This is a genomic window from Pseudomonas sp. NBRC 111139 (assembly GCF_001753955.1).
Lineage (GTDB): Bacteria > Pseudomonadota > Gammaproteobacteria > Pseudomonadales > Pseudomonadaceae > Aquipseudomonas > Aquipseudomonas alloputida.
This window is the reverse complement of the sequence record NZ_BCBP01000032.1, coordinates 72,409-87,863: the sequence shown is the minus strand read 5'-3', so window position 1 is coordinate 87,863 and position 15,455 is coordinate 72,409. Positions and strand designations below refer to the sequence as shown.

Sequence of the window (15,455 nt, the reverse complement as noted above, 5' to 3'; positions counted from 1 at the left end):
AATGATGTGGATCAGTATTAATCCGATCACATAGGTACAACAAACGACCTTTATTCCGCATATCATTCCGTCAGGTAATGATTTGAGCCGCAGAGACCGCTATGTCAAAACGCCTGGTACCCTCCATGACCGCCCTGCAGTGCTTTGAAGCTGCAGCCCGCCATCTGAGTTTTACCCGTGCCGCTGAGGAACTGCACCTGACCCAGAGCGCGGTCAGCAAGCAGGTGGCGCAGCTGGAAGACATGCTGCGCCACCACCTGTTCCTGCGCATCCGCCGGCGCTTGCAGCTGACCCCGGCCGGCAGCCTGTACCTGGCCGAGGTCAACAAAATCCTCACCCAGGTGGACATGTCCAGCCGCTACGTACTCACCTACGGCGAGCAGACCGAGATATTGAAGGTAGCCACTCAACCGAGTTTTGGCGTGCGCTGGTTGATCCCGCACCTCAAGGGGTTTGGCAAACGGCACAGCAATATCCACCTGGACATTCGCAACGAAATGGAGCCGTTCGCCCTGCTGCAAGGCTCGGCTGACGTGGTGTTCTTCTATGGCCAGGGCACCTGGCCGGGGGCCACTTGCGTGGAGTTGTTTCGCGAAGAGGTGGTGCCGGTGTGTGCGCCAGAGCTGCTGGCCGGGCGCAAGCTGGCCGGTGCCGAGGAGCTGGCCGAGCTGGTGCTGCTGCAAAGCACCTCGCGCCCGGAGGCCTGGCATGAGTGGTTCCTGGAGCAGGACCTGCAGAGCGTCAGCGCCTACCACGGGCCGCGCTTCGATACGTTCTATATGGCGTTGAGCGCAGCACAGGCCGGGTGCGGGGTAGCGCTGGTGCCGCGCTACCTGGCGGCGAAGGAACTGGCCGACGGTAGCCTGGTGGTGCCGTGGAACCATGCGATGCGCAGTGCCGGGGCGCACTATCTGGCGTACGCTGAACATGCGGCGGAGGTGCCCAAGGTGCGGGCGCTGGTGGAGTGGATCCACGAACAGCTTCAGGCTTGAGGGCCTCTTCGCGGCTAAAGCCGCTCCTACGGGGCCCTGCGCAAGACCCCAACCTTGCACGGTCCCTGTAGGAGCGGCTTTAGCCGCGAAAGGGCCGTCGAGGTCGATCAAAAAAGGAATGACACACTCACTTTTTTTCGCTTGTGAGCAAAGTGCATTCCCAGCTTTCATGTAAGCGTCCGAACCCAACCAGGAAGCTAGCGATGCCCGCCAACGATTTCGTCAGCCCAGACAGCATCCGCGCGCAGTTCTCTGCCGCCATGTCGCTCATGTACAAACAGGAAGTGCCGCTGTACGGCACGCTGCTGGAGCTGGTGAGCGAAATCAACCAGCAGGTCATGGCCCAGCAACCCGAAGTGGCCGAGGCCCTGCGCTGGACCGGCGAAATCGAGCGCCTGGACCAGGAACGTCACGGCGCCATCCGCGTCGGCACCGCCGAAGAACTGGCCACCATCGCCCGCCTGTTCGCTGTCATGGGCATGCAGCCGGTCGGCTACTATGACCTCAGCTCCGCTGGCGTACCGGTGCATTCCACTGCCTTCCGCGCGGTGCACGAGCAATCGCTGCATGTCAGCCCGTTCCGTGTGTTCACCTCGCTGCTGCGCCTGGAGCTGATCGACAACCCGCAGTTGCGCGAGCTGGCACAGAGCATCCTGGCCAAGCGCCAGATCTTCACCTCCCGCGCCCTCGAACTGATCGCCCAGTGTGAGCGCGAGGGTGGCCTTGACACCGCGGATGCAGAGACGTTCGTGCAGGAGGCGCTGCACACCTTCCGCTGGCACCAGGACGCTACCGTTACGGCCGAGCAGTACCAGCAGCTGCACGACCAACACCGCCTGATCGCCGATGTGGTGGCCTTCAAGGGCCCGCACATCAACCACCTGACCCCGCGTACCCTGGATATCGATGCAATCCAGCTCGGCATGCCTGCCAAGGGCATCCCGCCGAAGGCCGTGGTTGAAGGCCCGCCCACCCGCCGCCACCCGATCCTGCTGCGCCAGACCAGTTTCAAGGCCCTGCAGGAAACGGTCGCCTTCCGCGACCAGCAAGGCCGCGAAGGCAGCCACACCGCGCGCTTTGGCGAAATCGAGCAACGCGGCGCGGCGCTGACGCCGAAAGGTCGCCAGCTTTACGACAAGTTGCTCGACGCTACCCGCGCTGTGCTGGGTGGCGCCCCGGCCGAAGCCAATGCCGAGCGTTACATGGCGCTGCTGCAGGCAAACTTTGCCGAATTCCCGGATGACCTGGCGCAGATGCGTGAACAGGGCTTGGCGTACTTCCGCTACTTCGCCACCGAGAAAGGCCTGGCCGCACGCGACCAGGAAGGCCGCCCGACCACCCTGCAAGGCTTGATCGACGCGGGCCACGTGCACTTCGAGGCGCTGGTGTACGAGGACTTCCTGCCGGTGAGTGCGGCGGGGATCTTCCAGTCCAACCTGGGTGACGATGCGCAGGCCGAATACGGCAGCAACGCCAACCGCGAAGCGTTCGAAGCGGCGCTGGGGTTGCAGGTACAGGATGAGCTGGCGCTGTATGCGCAAAGCGAGCGCCGGTCGCTGCAGGCCTGCGCACAGGCGTTGAACCTGGGCTCGATGTAAATTTGCACCGGCCTCTTCGCGGGCGAGCCCGCTAAGAGGCCGGTGCAGGTGATCAAAGAGGCGGCAGGATTTCCACATCCGGCAAATCCATTGCCGCCACCTCGCCTTCCAGGAACGCACTCAACCGCCGCAACCGCTCGCCGCCTCGCCGGGTGCGCGGCCACACCAGGTAGTAATCCATGCCGCTGGGCACCGCCGTCGGCCATGGCAGGCTCAAGCGCTTCTGCGCCACATCTTCGGCCACCATCAGCAAATCGCCCATGGATATTCCATAGCCACGCGCCGCGGCAATCATGCCCAGCTCCAGGGTATCGAACACCTGGCCGCCCTTGAGCGACACCTCGTCGCCAAGCCCCATACGCTCCAGCCATTCCCGCCAGTCACGCTTGTCCACCGTAGGGTGCAGCAGCTCGATAGAGGCCAGCCTACGTACATCCCAAGGTTCCTCGTCGAGCAGGTCCGGCGCACCGACCGGGATCAGTAACTCAGGGAACAGCTTGCGCACCTCCCACTCCGCCGGGAACACCCCATCACTGAGCAACACCGCGCAATCGAACGGCTCCTGGTTGAAGTCCACATGGTCGACATCCATCCAGGCACTGGTCAGTTGCACCTCATTGCCCGGCTGCAGGTGGCGAAAGCGGCTGAGGCACGCCAGCAACCAGCGCATGGTCAGGGTCGAGGGGGCTTTCATGCGCAATATGTCGTCTTCACCGCACAAGGTTTCACAGGCCCGCTCAAACGCCGCGAAGCCCTCGCGCACGCCCGGCAGCAGTACCCGCCCCGCTTCGGTAAGTTGCAGGCTGCGGCCACTGCGCACGAACAGGCGGCAGGCAAAATGCTCCTCCAGCGTACGGATATGCCGGCTGATGGCGCTTTGGGTGATAGAAAGCTCTTCGCCCGCACGGGTGAAGGAGCTTAGCCGCGCGGCAGCTTCGAATGCGCGCAGGGCATACAGCGGTGGTAGCTGGCGTGGCATGAGGCACCTGCAATATGGGCGTGTGAGGCAAATCACCGAGAAGCCTATATACATGAGTTCAACTCATGCCAACTATCGCTTTTATCCTTTTGTGCAAAGTTGACCGAAGCCTCAGAATCGCCCTTCGTTGATCACCCCAGAATGAAGGACTGCCCCCATGCACGTCGCGCCCACCACAGAACTCAAGGCTTTGCTGCGCCTGGCCGGGCCGCTGATTGCCTCGCAGTTGGCGCACATGCTGATGGTGCTGACCGACACCCTGATGATGGCCCGCATCAGCCCTCAGGCCTTGGCGGGGGGTGGCCTGGGGGCAGCCAGCTATTCGTTCGTATCGATCTTCTGCCTGGGCGTGATCGCCGCAGTCGGCACGCTGGTGGCCATTCGCAAGGGTGCCAACGACATCGAGGGCGCCACCCGGCTGGCGCAGAACGGCCTGTGGCTGGCCTGGGCCTTGGCGCTGTTCGCCGCGCTGGTGCTGTGGAATCTTGAACCTGTGCTGCTGCTGTTCGGGCAGAAGCCCGAGAACGTGGCCTCGGCCGCCGAATTTCTCACCCTGCTGCCACTGGCCCTGCCCGGCTATCTGACCTTCATGGCCTTGCGTGGCTTCACCAGCGCGCTGGGCCGCTCGACCCCGGTGATGGTCATCAGTTTGTTCGGCACGGTGCTCAACTACCTGTTCAACGTGGCACTGATCGAAGGCATGTTCGGCCTGCCCAAGCTGGGGCTGATGGGTATCGGTCTGGTCACTGCAGTGGTGTCGATGGGCATGGCCGCTGCCTTGGCGTTGTATATCCGCTGGCATCCGGCCTATACCGCCTACCCGCTGCGCAAGGGCCTGTCACGCCCATCACTGGCGGCCCTGCGCGAGCTGTGGCGGCTGGGCCTGCCGATTGGCGGTACCTACATGGTGGAAGTGGGCCTGTTCGCATTCGCCGCGCTGTGCATGGGCGTGCTGGGCAGCACCGAGCTGGCGGCGCACCAGATTGCCCTGCAGATCGTGTCTACGGCATTCATGGTGCCGACTGGCTTGTCCTATGCGGTGACCATGCGCGTCGGCCTGTACTACGGCGCTGGCAACCTGCTGGCGGCGCGCAGCGCCGGGCGGGTGGGCATCGGGTTCGGGGCCATGATCATGTTTGCCTTCGCCGCGCTATTCCTGCTGCTGCCCGAAGCACTGGTAGGGCTGTTCATCGACCGTAATGACCCGGCCTTTGCCGCGATCTTCCAGGTGGCCGTGCAGTTGTTGATGGTGGCGGCGTGGTTCGAACTGTTCGACGGCATGCAGACGATTGCCATGGGCTCGATCCGTGGCCTGAAAGATGCCAAGACCACCTTCCTGATCGGGCTGGTGTGCTACTGGCTGGTGGGGGCGCCGAGTGCCTGGCTGTTCACCTTTACGCTGGGCGGTGGTGCAGTAGGGATCTGGTGGGGGCTGGCGCTGGGGCTGGCATGTGCGGCGGTGGCGCTGACCTTTGGCTTTGAGTGGCGGATGAAGCGGTTGTTGGGGAAGGCTTGGGCTACCGGAAAGGCGACGGCTTCGGCCTGACGTGGGGGCCTCTTCGCGGGTAAACCCGCTCCTACAACGGCCTGTGTCCAACGCCGGTGTGTGTCCACCGCAGATCAGTGTGTAGGAGCGGGTTTACCCGCGAATACGGTGGTGGCGGCAACAGTGAACGTCTGGTGGAGATTGGCCAGCAGGCCCGGCCCATTCGCGGGTAAACCCGCTCCTACAGGACAGCCTCCAACTGGCGTCCGGGCGCCTGCAGCAAATACGCCATCAATTCCCCTATCGGTAGCGGTTTGCTGACCAGAAAACCCTGCACCTGGTCGCAGCCAAACCCGCGCAGCAACGCCAGTTGCTCTTCACTCTCCACACCCTCGGCCACCACCTCGAGGTTGAGGTTGTGCGCCAGGTTGATCATGGCGTGTACCAGCTTGCGGTTCTCTTCACGCATTTCCATTTCCGCAACAAAGCTGCGGTCCACCTTGAGCAAGGTGATCGGCAGGCTGTTGAGGTGCACGAACGAAGAAAACCCGGTGCCGAAATCATCGAGGGAGAAGCGCACGCCCAGGCGACCCAGCGCGTCCATGGTCTGGCGCACCACCTCGTTGCGGCGCATCACCGCCGTCTCGGTCAGCTCGAACTCAAGCCAGCGGGCATCCACACCGTGCTCGAGGATCAGGCGACTCAACGTGGCCAGTAGCTGGCTGTCCTGGAACTGGCGGAAACTCAGGTTGACCGCCATGTGCAGCGGTTCCAGGCCACGCTCGCACAATGCCTGCATGTCACGCAGGGCACGGGAAATAACCCAATAACCCAAGGGCACGATCAGGCCGCTCTGCTCGGCCAGTGGCACGAACTCACTGGGTGGCAGCAGCCCGCGCTCGGCATGGCGCCAGCGCACCAGCGCCTCCAGGCCAACAATGCGCCCGTCAGCCAGGTTCAGGCGGGGCTGATAGTGCAGCTCCAGTTCGTCGCGGCGCAGGGCGCGGCGCAACTCGCTTTCCAGGTCGGCAAGGCTGCGGGCGTTGCGGTTGATGCGTTCGTTGAACACATGGAAGGTGCAGCCCTGGCTGCCCTTGGCCTGACGCATGGCGATGTGCGCGTGCCACATCAGCGGATCGGCGCCGCTCTGCGCGCGAGCATGTGCAAGGCCCAGGCTGCAGCCCAGCAGCAGGCTTTCGCCGTCGATCCAGTAGGGCTCTGCCAAGGCCTCGACGATGCGTTCGGCAATCCATTCGGCGCGGTTGGCATCGCGACGGGTGTCGATCAGCAGGGCGAACTCGTCGCTACCCAGACGTGCCAGCTGGTCGCCCGCCTCCAGCTGATGCTTCAGCCGTGCCACCACCTGCAGGATCAACCGGTCACCGCTCTGGTGGCCCAGGGCGTCGTTGACGTGGCGGAAGTTGTCCAGGTCCAGGTGGCCAAGCGCGACACCACGGCCTTCGTTTTCGGCCAGGCGTGCATTAAGCAAAGCCTGGAAGCCCTGGCGGTTGGCGATGCCGGTCAGCGGGTCCTGCTCGGCAAGGCGCTGCAAGGTGGCGACCAGCACCCCTCGCTCTCGCACATGGCGCAGTGAGCGGCGCAGGGTATCGGCGTTGAGCTGGTCGCGCACCAGCCAGTCACTGACAGCGCTGGGCGCTGCCTCAGGCTCGTGTTCAAGCAGCAGAATAGTCGGCAGCTCGCAACGCCCGGGGGCGGGCTGCAAGGCGGGTGTTGCCAGCACGACGGCCTGGCGATCATGGCTGAACAGGCTGTCGACCGCCTCCCAGTTTGGCGCAGTCAGTAACACGGCGCTGCCCCCCAGTGCGGGCATGCACGCGTGCAACGAGGCAGCCCATTCCGGCTCATCGGCCAACAGCAGCAAACGCAAAGGTTCGACAGGCGTGGACAAGCGGGCTCCTTAGGGCTTGACGGTGCAACGAGATCTGGAGGGGATGCTACTGCATTCAATGAAAATGATTTTCACTTTTATACATGGTTTTTTCGAGCGTAGCATTCCGACGTATTTTGTCGTGCATCCTGCGCGAAACGAGTCAAACCGGCAAATATGATTTTTTCAGCTACTAGCATTAGTGACACTAATAATTAGGCGGACAAAAGTCTGACTCAGACGTCAGACGGTCGCGCCACAACGGCCCCATGCCTGTTAGAATGCGCGGCTATTTTCTGGCGACCCCCGGTTTCTAGCATGTCCCGACTCAATCCCCGGCAGCAGGAAGCCCGTGACTATGTCGGCGGCCCTCTTTTGGTGCTCGCCGGTGCAGGTTCGGGCAAGACCAGCGTGATCACGCGCAAGATTGCCCACCTCATCCAGAACTGCGGCATCCGCGCCCAGTACATCGTGGCGATGACCTTCACCAACAAGGCCGCGCGCGAGATGAAGGAGCGGGTCGCCACCTTGCTGCGCCCGGGCGAAGGCCGTGGCCTGACCGTGTGTACGTTCCACAACCTGGGCCTGAACATCATCCGTAAGGAACACGAGCGCCTGGGCTACAAGCCGGGTTTCTCGATCTTCGACGAGTCCGACATCAAGGCGTTGCTGTCGGACATCATGCAGAAGGAATACTCCGGCGACGACGGCATCGACGAGATCAAGAACATGATCGGTGCCTGGAAGAACGACCTGGTCCTGCCGCCAGAAGCCCTGGAAAAGGCGCGCAACCCGCGCGAGCAGACCGCCGCCATCGTCTACACCCACTACCAGCGCACGCTCAAGGCGTTCAACGCGGTGGACTTCGACGACCTGATCCTGCAGCCGGTCAAGCTGTTCCAGGAGCACCCCGAGGTGCTGGAGCGCTGGCAGAACCGCGTGCGCTACCTGCTGGTGGACGAATACCAGGACACCAACGCCAGCCAGTACCTGCTGGTGAAAATGCTGATCGGCATGCGCAACCAGTTCACCGTGGTGGGCGACGACGACCAGTCGATCTACGCCTGGCGTGGTGCGCGCCCCGAGAACCTGATGCTGCTCAAGGAGGACTACCCCTCCCTGAAGATCGTCATGCTCGAACAGAACTACCGCTCCACCAGCCGCATCCTGCGCTGCGCCAACGTGTTGATCGCCAACAATCCGCATGCGTTCGAAAAGCAGCTGTGGAGCGAAATGGGCGTGGGCGACGAGATCCGCGTGATCCGCTGCAAGAACGAGGAAGCCGAGGCCGAACGCGTGGCCATGGAAATCCTCACCTTGCACCTGCGCACCAACCGCCCGTACAGCGACTTTGCCATCCTTTACCGCGGCAACTACCAAGCCAAGCTGATCGAACTGAAGCTGCAGCACCACCAGGTGCCGTATCGCCTGTCGGGCGGTAACAGCTTCTTCGGCCGCCAGGAGGTCAAGGACCTGATGGCCTACCTGCGCCTGCTGGTGAACCCGGACGATGACAACGCCTACCTGCGGGTAATCAACGTGCCGCGCCGCGAGATCGGCTCCACCACCCTGGAAAAGCTCGGCAACTACGCCACCGAGCGCGGCATTTCGATGTACGCCGCCAGCGAAGAGCTGGGCCTGGGTGAGCACCTGGACGCGCGCTACACCGAGCGCTTGCAGCGTTTCAAGCACTGGCTGGACGGGGTGCGCCACAAGGTTGCCCTGGAAGACCCGATTGCCGCGCTGCACGAGATGATCCGCGACATCGACTACGAAAACTGGATCCGCCAGCAGACCGCCAGCGACAAAGCTGCCGAGTTCCGCATCAGCAACGTCTGGTTCCTGGTCGAAGCGCTGAAGAACACCCTCGAGAAGGACGAAGAGGGTGACATGACCATCGAGGACGCCATCGGCAAGCTGGTGCTGCGCGACATGCTCGAGCGCCAGCAGGAAGAGGAAGAGAACGCCGAGGGCGTGCAGATGATGACCCTGCATGCCTCCAAGGGCCTGGAATTCCCCTACGTGTTCATCATGGGCATGGAAGAGGAAATCCTCCCGCACCGCTCCAGCATCGAGGCCGACACCATCGAAGAGGAACGCCGTCTGGCCTACGTGGGTATCACCCGCGCGCGCCAGACCCTGGCCTTCACCTTCGCCGCCAAGCGCAAGCAGTACGGTGAAATCATCGACTGCACGCCCAGCCGGTTCCTCGACGAACTGCCACCGGACGACCTGGCCTGGGAGGGCCTGGACGATGCGCCGGTCGAGGTGAAGGCCGCTCGCGGCAACAACGCCCTGGCCGATATCCGGGCAATGCTCAAACGCTGATCAACCATTACTCTTTAACTTTGCCGCCTCCAGCGGCAACCTTTGTTACATCGAGGAAATCACAGTGGAAGCACTGCATCAGAAGATTCGCGAAGAAGGCATCGTGCTTTCCGATCAGGTTCTCAAAGTCGACGCGTTTCTCAACCACCAGATCGATCCGGCGCTGATGCAGCTGATCGGTGACGAGTTTGCCCGCCTGTTCGCCGATGCCGGCGTGACCAAGATCGTCACCATCGAAGCCTCGGGCATTGCCCCGGCGGTGATGACCGGTCTGAAACTGGGTGTGCCGGTCATCTTCGCTCGCAAGCACCAGTCGCTGACCCTGACCGAGAACCTGCTGACCGCCTCGGTGTATTCCTTCACCAAGCAGACCGAGAACACCGTGGCCATCTCGCCGCGTCACCTCAACAGCAGCGACCGCGTGCTGGTGATCGACGACTTCCTGGCCAACGGCAAAGCCTCGCAGGCGCTGATCTCGATCATCAAGCAGGCAGGTGCCACCGTGGCGGGCCTGGGTATCGTGATCGAGAAGTCGTTCCAGGGCGGCCGTGCCGAACTGGATAGCCAGGGTTACCGCGTTGAATCGCTGGCCCGGGTGAAGTCGCTGGAAGGTGGTGTGGTCAGCTTCATCGAATAAGGCCTCACCGCCCCGGCGTAGGAACGGGTTTACCTGCGAATGCGATGGCAGATTCAATATCGCATTCGCGGGTAAACCCGCTCCTACACGGGGCCAGTGTGCGCAAACGATTATCCTGTCGCCTGTAACCCTGCCAGCAGTAGCCGCTGATAAAGCTCCTCTTTCAACCCTTGCGGAACCTCCAGCCCCATCCGCGCCAGATGCCGCTCATACCCTTCCGGCCCCGGTGCATCCAACGCTGCCTTGCCCAGCTCCAACACCTCGCTCAGCTTGAACTTGCTCTTCAACCAGTTCAGCGCCCGCAACAGATCCCGCTCCTCGACCGTAAAGTCCGTGCCCATCGGATACTCCGGGAACAGCCGCGCATGCTGTGCCCTGATCGCCTCCAGGCGTTGCGGGGTATTGTCGGTAAAGCGCGCCTCCAGCTGAAAGTCGTCGGCAAGCTTGCCAGCGTCTTTGGCCTGCTTGATCAGGCCCGGCTGGAACCGCGAATCGCTCACCGCCAACAACCGCGCAATCACTTCGCTGTCAGTCTGCCCACGCAAGTCAGCAATGCCGTACTCGGTCACCACGATATCGCGCAGGTGCCGGGGAATGGTGCAGTGGCCATAGGTCCAGAACAGGTTCGAGGTCACCTCCCCGCCTGCCTCGCGCCAGCTGCGCAAGAGCAGGATCGAACGCCCGCCCTCCAGCGCATGGCCCTGGGCAACGAAGTTGTACTGCCCGCCCACGCCACTGAGTACGCGGCCGTCTTCAAGCTGGTCGGCCACCCCGGCGCCGAGCAGGGTCATGCCAAACGCGGTGTTGATGAAGCGCGCATCACGACGTTGTCGGCGCTTGAGTGCCTCCTGCCCATAGAGCTCGTTGATGAAGCTGATACGGGTCATGGCAAACTGCGCGCGCTGCTCCAGCGGCATCTCGCGCAAGCGCTGGTAGAACGCTTGCGGGCCGAGGAAAAAGCCGCCATGCAGTATTGCGCCCTGCTCGTCCGCCGGGCGTCGTAGCAGCCCTGCTTCGGCCAGCACCAGCAGGCCGTTGACGAACATCTCGCTGCAGCCGTACAAGCCGTGGGTAAGGGTGTCCAGGCCCCCTTCTCGCTCGATCAACGCCTGCCACGGTCCGACATCCAGCGCCTTGAGCACCGCACGGTAACCGGCGTTGTCGCCCTGACGTGCCAGCAATGCCGCGGCAACCGCGTCGCCCATGGCACCAATGCCGATCTGCAGCGTACCGCCATCGCGTACCAGGCTGCTGGCGTGCAGGCCGATGCAGTGGTCCTGAATGCCAACCGGCATGTTTGGTGTGGAAAACAGCCGGCGTTGCTCGACTTCATCGAGCAGCAGGTCGAAGGCATCGATGGGCAGCTCGGCATCGCCTGGCATGTAGGGCAGTTCGGCATGCACCTGGCCCAGCATAAGGATGGTTTCGCCAGCCGCGCGGCGCTTGGCGATCATCGGCAGCAGGTCGAGGGTGATGTCTGGGTTGCAGGCCAGGCTCAGGTGCACGGGCTTTTCAGGGGTGGCGGCCACCAACTGGGCGATCAGGTTCAGGCCTTTGGCGTTGATATCCCGTGCGGCATGGCTGTAGTTGCTGCTGACGTAGTCCTGCTGCGCCGATTCGCTGTGCAGCAGGCTGCCGGGCTGCATGAAGAACTGTTCGACCCGAATATTGGGTGGCAACGTGTCGTTGCGCAGGTCTGCAAGGTAACTGAGCTCTTCGTAGTCAGCGAAGACACGCTCGACGAAGGGTTCGAGAAAGCGCCGCTGCAGGCCATCGCCCAGTGGCGGGCGGCCGAGGGAAAGTGCGGTATAGATGGTCAGGCGCCGTTCGGGCAGCTCGCGTACGCGGGCGTAAAGCGCGTTGACGAAGGCATTGGGTTTGCCCAGGCCCAAAGGCAGCCCCATGTGGATATGGGTTGGCAGCCGGGACAAAACCTGCTCGACAGCCTGGTCGATGGCGCAGAGGTGCATCTGGGCCTCCTGAAACATCCATGGGTTCAGGGGTTGGACATGAGCTCAAGCGGGTTGGTTGCCTAGGGCAAACGCTGGTCAACCCCACCTTACTTTAAGCGTCTTACTAATTAAAAATGGAAATTCCACTTCTTCGCTCACATGAACCTTGTGATACGCGCTCTTATCGATCGCTATCGCATTTTTATGAACATACCAATAGTCCTTACCGCGAACCCACGACTCAGACTCATGCACGTAAAACCCTACTATAGATCCGTCCTGGCCTGTGTAGTTGCTGGCCGCATCAATATTCGTTGTGCCATAAACGTGCGCGCCGTAAGATCCATTCTTTGCATTGCGAGGATCAAGCCCGTTCAACAATGATTGAACATGCTTTTCCTGAGTGCCATGCACCATCCTCAATACATAGCCATCCGGCACACTTTTCGGCGATTTCACCACATTGATCTTGGTATGGGAAGGTATATTACTGTATGTCTTGGTAATTACTTCAGTTTCAAAAACAATCGCCCGGTGCAATTTACCAAGCGTCGTAGGTTTTTTCTTTGGAAAAAAATACCTGAACAATCGCGAGATAGGTTTGAATAAAGAGAAATAACCACTCGGATCTTCCCGGTTTACCGGATCCCCTAGACAGTAGGCATATGAGTTCAGACCACCCGCTGCGAACGGGCTCATGCTGTCGGGGCTAATGAAGCGCATCAATGATGGGTTAAATGCCCGACGGCCATTACCCAATAGATAACAGCCGGTAACAGGGTCCGGTCGCCCACCATTAAAACCGAGCACGGCGTGGAAAATCGAGAGATAGCCATAAGGCGAATAGGCCAGATGCCGAAGGGCGCTGCCGGGGATCAGCTTTTGCGGCTGTGTTCGACCGGCTGCATGTTGCTCGGGACAGTTATCGCCCAGATCCATTGTTAGCCACCACTGCAATCAGAAGCGTCAGTGTTCTTCAGAACCCTGAAAAATAGAACTGGTAAAAATGCTAGTTCTCATGGAATCAGGCTCAGCCCGATCGGGGCTTCTGGAGACATCCATGGACATGGCTCTAGCGGGTTGGTTGCCTGTGCTGGACCTTTCGCGGGCATCACAAAAACAAAGCCCGCCATCAACGGCGGGCCTCATGCAATTCAGCTGTAAATCACAACCCGGACATTTTCTTGATCGCCCCTTTCAGGTCTTCATCCGAGCAGTCTGCACAGGTGCCCTTTGGCGGCATGGCGTTGATGCCAGTAATGGCCTTGGCCAGGATGCCATCCAGGCCGCCCTGGTGGTCGGCGCGTTCTTTCCACGCGGCGGTGTCACCAATTTTAGGCGCGCCGAGCAAGCCGCTGCCATGGCAGGCATTGCAGTGCTTGGCGATGATTTCATCCGGCGTCTTGGCTCCCCCGCCACCCGCTGCAGCGGCCACTTCCATGCCTTTGCACTCCTGGCCCTGGACGCACACCTGGCCAACCGGCTCCAGGCGTTTGGCGATGTCGTCATTGGTCGCAGCGGTTGCGCTCATTGCCCAGAGGGCGAATACGGCTGCTGGTACGGCCAGCATCTTCTTGATTTGATTCACGCGAACACCCTCATGGTGGCTAATCACGCTCGCGGCCACGGATCGGCGAGCGTTGAAAAGTATAGCGGGAACCCAGAGGCCGTGAAACGACCCCACACAGGAAAGGGGTATTGCCGAATCAATGCACTGCGCTGGATCAAAAGTTTGAAGGCGTCGCCGCACTGATCAGCCGCGCCGGCTGGTCGAATGGGTTGCGGAAGCGGTGCGGGCGGGTGCTTTCGAAGTAGTAGCTGTCGCCTTCTTCGAGAACGAAAATCTCGTTGCCGACCACCAGTTCCAGGCGGCCTTCAAGCAGGATACCGGTCTCCTCGCCGTCGTGGGTCAGCATCTCGGCACCGGTGTCCGCACCTGGCGGGTACACCTCGGTCAGAAAAGCGATGGCACGGTTGGGGTGCGACTTGCCCACCAGCTTCATGGTCACCGCACCGTCCGAGATATCGATCAGCTCGTGGGCCTTGTAGACGATCTGAGTCGGGCTTTGCGGCTCCAGCTCGACCGAAAAGAATTCGACCATGGACATGGGAATGCCGCTCAGCACTTTGCGCAGCGAGCTGATAGAGGGGCTTACGCTGTTCTTCTCGATCATCGAGATGGTGCTGTTGGTCACGCCAGCACGCTTGGCGAGTTCGCGCTGCGACAGGCCCTTGAGCTTGCGGATGGCTTGCAGTCGTTCGCCGACGTCCAAAGCTGGAGCCTCCTGAAACGGTGAAAGGGGGGTGGATGTGAACGATATCATGGCAATGCCGTTCAGTATTTACAACACACCGCCCCCAACCTGTCCGCTTCAGCGTCTCATTCGCCGACGTAGTCCCGTGGTACTCGCTTCAGGTTGCAGAAGATCTGGTACGGAATGGTGCCCGCCTGTGCGGCCACTTCACTGGCCAGCACCTGCTTGCCCCAGAGTTCGACCGGGCTGCCGACAGTGGCTTGCGGTACGTCGGTGAGGTCGATGCTGAGCATGTCCATCGACACCCGGCCGATCAGGTGGGTACGCTTGCCGGCGACCAGCACTGGGGTGCCGTTGGGCGCCTGGCGCGGGTAGCCATCGGCATAGCCCATGGCGACCACACCCACGCGGGTCGGCCGAGGGCTGACGAACTTGGCACCATAGCCCACCGGCTCGCCGGCAGGCAGCTCGCGCACGCTGATCACCCGCGATTGCAGGGTCATCACCGGTTGCAGGCGTGCGGCCTCGGCCTGCGCCACTTCGAACGGCGTGGCGCCGTACAGCATCAGGCCTGGGCGTACCCAGTCGCTGGGCGCTTGCGGCCAGCCCAGCACGCCGGGTGAGTTACGCAGGCTGCATTCGGCGGCCAGGCCCTGTCGGGCAGCTTCGAACACGGCAATTTGCTGGGCGGTAGCGTCAGCGTCCAGTTCGTCGGCGCGAGCGAAGTGGCTCATCAACACGATGCGCGAAACCTTGCCACTGGCCAGCAGTCGCTGGTAGGCATCGTGGTAGTCCTTGGGGTGCAGGCCAACGCGGTGCATGCCACTGTCCAGCTTCAGCCAGACGGTGAGCGGCTTGTGCAGCGGGGTTTTCTCGATGGCTTCCAGCTGCCACAGCGAGTGCACCACGCACCACAGGTCGTGCTCGGCGATCAGTGCCAGTTCGCTGGCTTCGAAAAAACCTTCCAGCAGCAGCACCGGGGCATTGATACCGGCGGCGCGCAGTTCCAGTGCCTCCTCGATGCAGGCCACCGCAAAGCCGTCGGCCTCGGCCTCCAAGGCCAGGGCGCAGCGCACGGCGCCGTGGCCATAGGCGTCGGCCTTGATCACGGCGAGGGCTTTGGCACCGGTCAGTTCACGGGCCAGACGGTAGTTGTGGCGCAGGGCCTGGAGGTCGATCAGGGCGCGGGCGGGACGCATGGCGGCTGCCTTATGGTGGTTCGGGTTGAAATCGGTGGTGGATTCTTCGCGGGCTTGCCCGCTCCCACAGGTCGTGCACAGCTTTCAAAAGCGGTGGTGTTCCTGCGGGAGCGGGCAAGCCCGCCAATGGGCCGGCACAGG

At 62.0% G+C, this 15,455-nt stretch carries 11 protein-coding genes and 1 pseudogene; 5 read left to right on the top strand and 7 right to left on the bottom strand.

Features of this window, described 5'->3' with window-relative positions:
- Positions 1 to 101: 101 nt before the first annotated feature.
- Both BJQ17_RS12840 and BJQ17_RS12835 read left to right on the top strand, forming a co-directional pair.
- Entirely contained in the window at positions 102 to 992 is an 891-nt protein-coding gene (locus BJQ17_RS12840; protein WP_003253545.1) for a LysR family transcriptional regulator, read from the top strand.
- Positions 993 to 1,195: 203 nt separating this feature from the next.
- Entirely contained in the window at positions 1,196 to 2,590 is a 1,395-nt protein-coding gene (locus BJQ17_RS12835; RefSeq protein ID WP_070096153.1) for a VOC family protein, read from the top strand.
- Positions 2,591 to 2,642: 52 nt separating this feature from the next.
- On the opposite strand, the gene BJQ17_RS12830 is transcribed toward BJQ17_RS12835, so the two are convergent.
- The gene (locus BJQ17_RS12830; RefSeq protein ID WP_012054085.1) at positions 2,643 to 3,569 is read right to left on the bottom strand and encodes a LysR substrate-binding domain-containing protein; all 927 of its coding nucleotides are present in this window, start codon (positions 3,567 to 3,569) and stop codon (positions 2,643 to 2,645) included.
- Positions 3,570 to 3,726: 157 nt separating this feature from the next.
- Between BJQ17_RS12830 and BJQ17_RS12825 the strand changes: the two genes are divergently transcribed.
- Positions 3,727 to 5,115 carry a NorM family multidrug efflux MATE transporter gene (locus BJQ17_RS12825; protein ID WP_070096152.1) on the top strand — a complete coding sequence of 463 codons (1,389 nt, stop codon included), beginning with the start codon at positions 3,727 to 3,729 and terminating at the stop codon, positions 5,113 to 5,115.
- Positions 5,116 to 5,296: 181 nt separating this feature from the next.
- On the opposite strand, the gene BJQ17_RS12820 is transcribed toward BJQ17_RS12825, so the two are convergent.
- On the bottom strand, positions 5,297 to 6,964 hold the full coding sequence (locus tag BJQ17_RS12820) for a bifunctional diguanylate cyclase/phosphodiesterase (RefSeq protein ID WP_003253539.1): 1,668 nt from the start codon (positions 6,962 to 6,964) through the stop codon (positions 5,297 to 5,299).
- Positions 6,965 to 7,261: 297 nt separating this feature from the next.
- Between BJQ17_RS12820 and rep the strand changes: the two genes are divergently transcribed.
- Positions 7,262 to 9,271, top strand: a complete 2,010-nt coding sequence (gene rep / locus BJQ17_RS12815; RefSeq protein ID WP_003253537.1) for a DNA helicase Rep — start codon at positions 7,262 to 7,264, stop codon at positions 9,269 to 9,271.
- A gap of 64 nt (positions 9,272 to 9,335) precedes the next feature.
- Positions 9,336 to 9,908, top strand: coding sequence for a xanthine phosphoribosyltransferase (locus tag BJQ17_RS12810; RefSeq protein WP_003253535.1), 573 nt, complete (start codon positions 9,336 to 9,338; stop codon positions 9,906 to 9,908).
- A gap of 110 nt (positions 9,909 to 10,018) precedes the next feature.
- Here BJQ17_RS12810 and BJQ17_RS12805 read toward each other — a convergent pair whose 3' ends face one another.
- The 5 genes and pseudogenes from BJQ17_RS12805 to alr all read right to left on the bottom strand — a co-directional run bounded on the left by BJQ17_RS12805 (position 10,019) and on the right by alr (position 15,314).
- Positions 10,019 to 11,878: an acetyl-CoA hydrolase/transferase C-terminal domain-containing protein gene (locus tag BJQ17_RS12805; protein ID WP_070096151.1), complete on the bottom strand. Its 1,860-nt coding sequence runs from the start codon at positions 11,876 to 11,878 to the stop codon at positions 10,019 to 10,021.
- Between the two features lie 78 nt (positions 11,879 to 11,956).
- Positions 11,957 to 12,715 (bottom strand): annotated as a pseudogene (locus BJQ17_RS29965) (RHS repeat-associated core domain-containing protein); the annotation flags it as partial.
- A 310-nt stretch (positions 12,716 to 13,025) separates the two neighbouring features.
- A complete protein-coding gene (locus tag BJQ17_RS12800; RefSeq protein WP_033723760.1) occupies positions 13,026 to 13,430 on the bottom strand; it encodes a cytochrome c5 family protein in 405 nt (134 codons plus the stop codon).
- A 154-nt stretch (positions 13,431 to 13,584) separates the two neighbouring features.
- A complete protein-coding gene (locus BJQ17_RS12795) occupies positions 13,585 to 14,133 on the bottom strand; it encodes a cupin domain-containing protein (protein ID WP_003253526.1) in 549 nt (182 codons plus the stop codon).
- Positions 14,134 to 14,240: 107 nt separating this feature from the next.
- Complete coding sequence (gene alr, locus BJQ17_RS12790) at positions 14,241 to 15,314, bottom strand: alanine racemase (protein ID WP_003253524.1); 1,074 nt, start codon at positions 15,312 to 15,314, stop codon at positions 14,241 to 14,243.
- Positions 15,315 to 15,455: the final 141 nt, after the last annotated feature.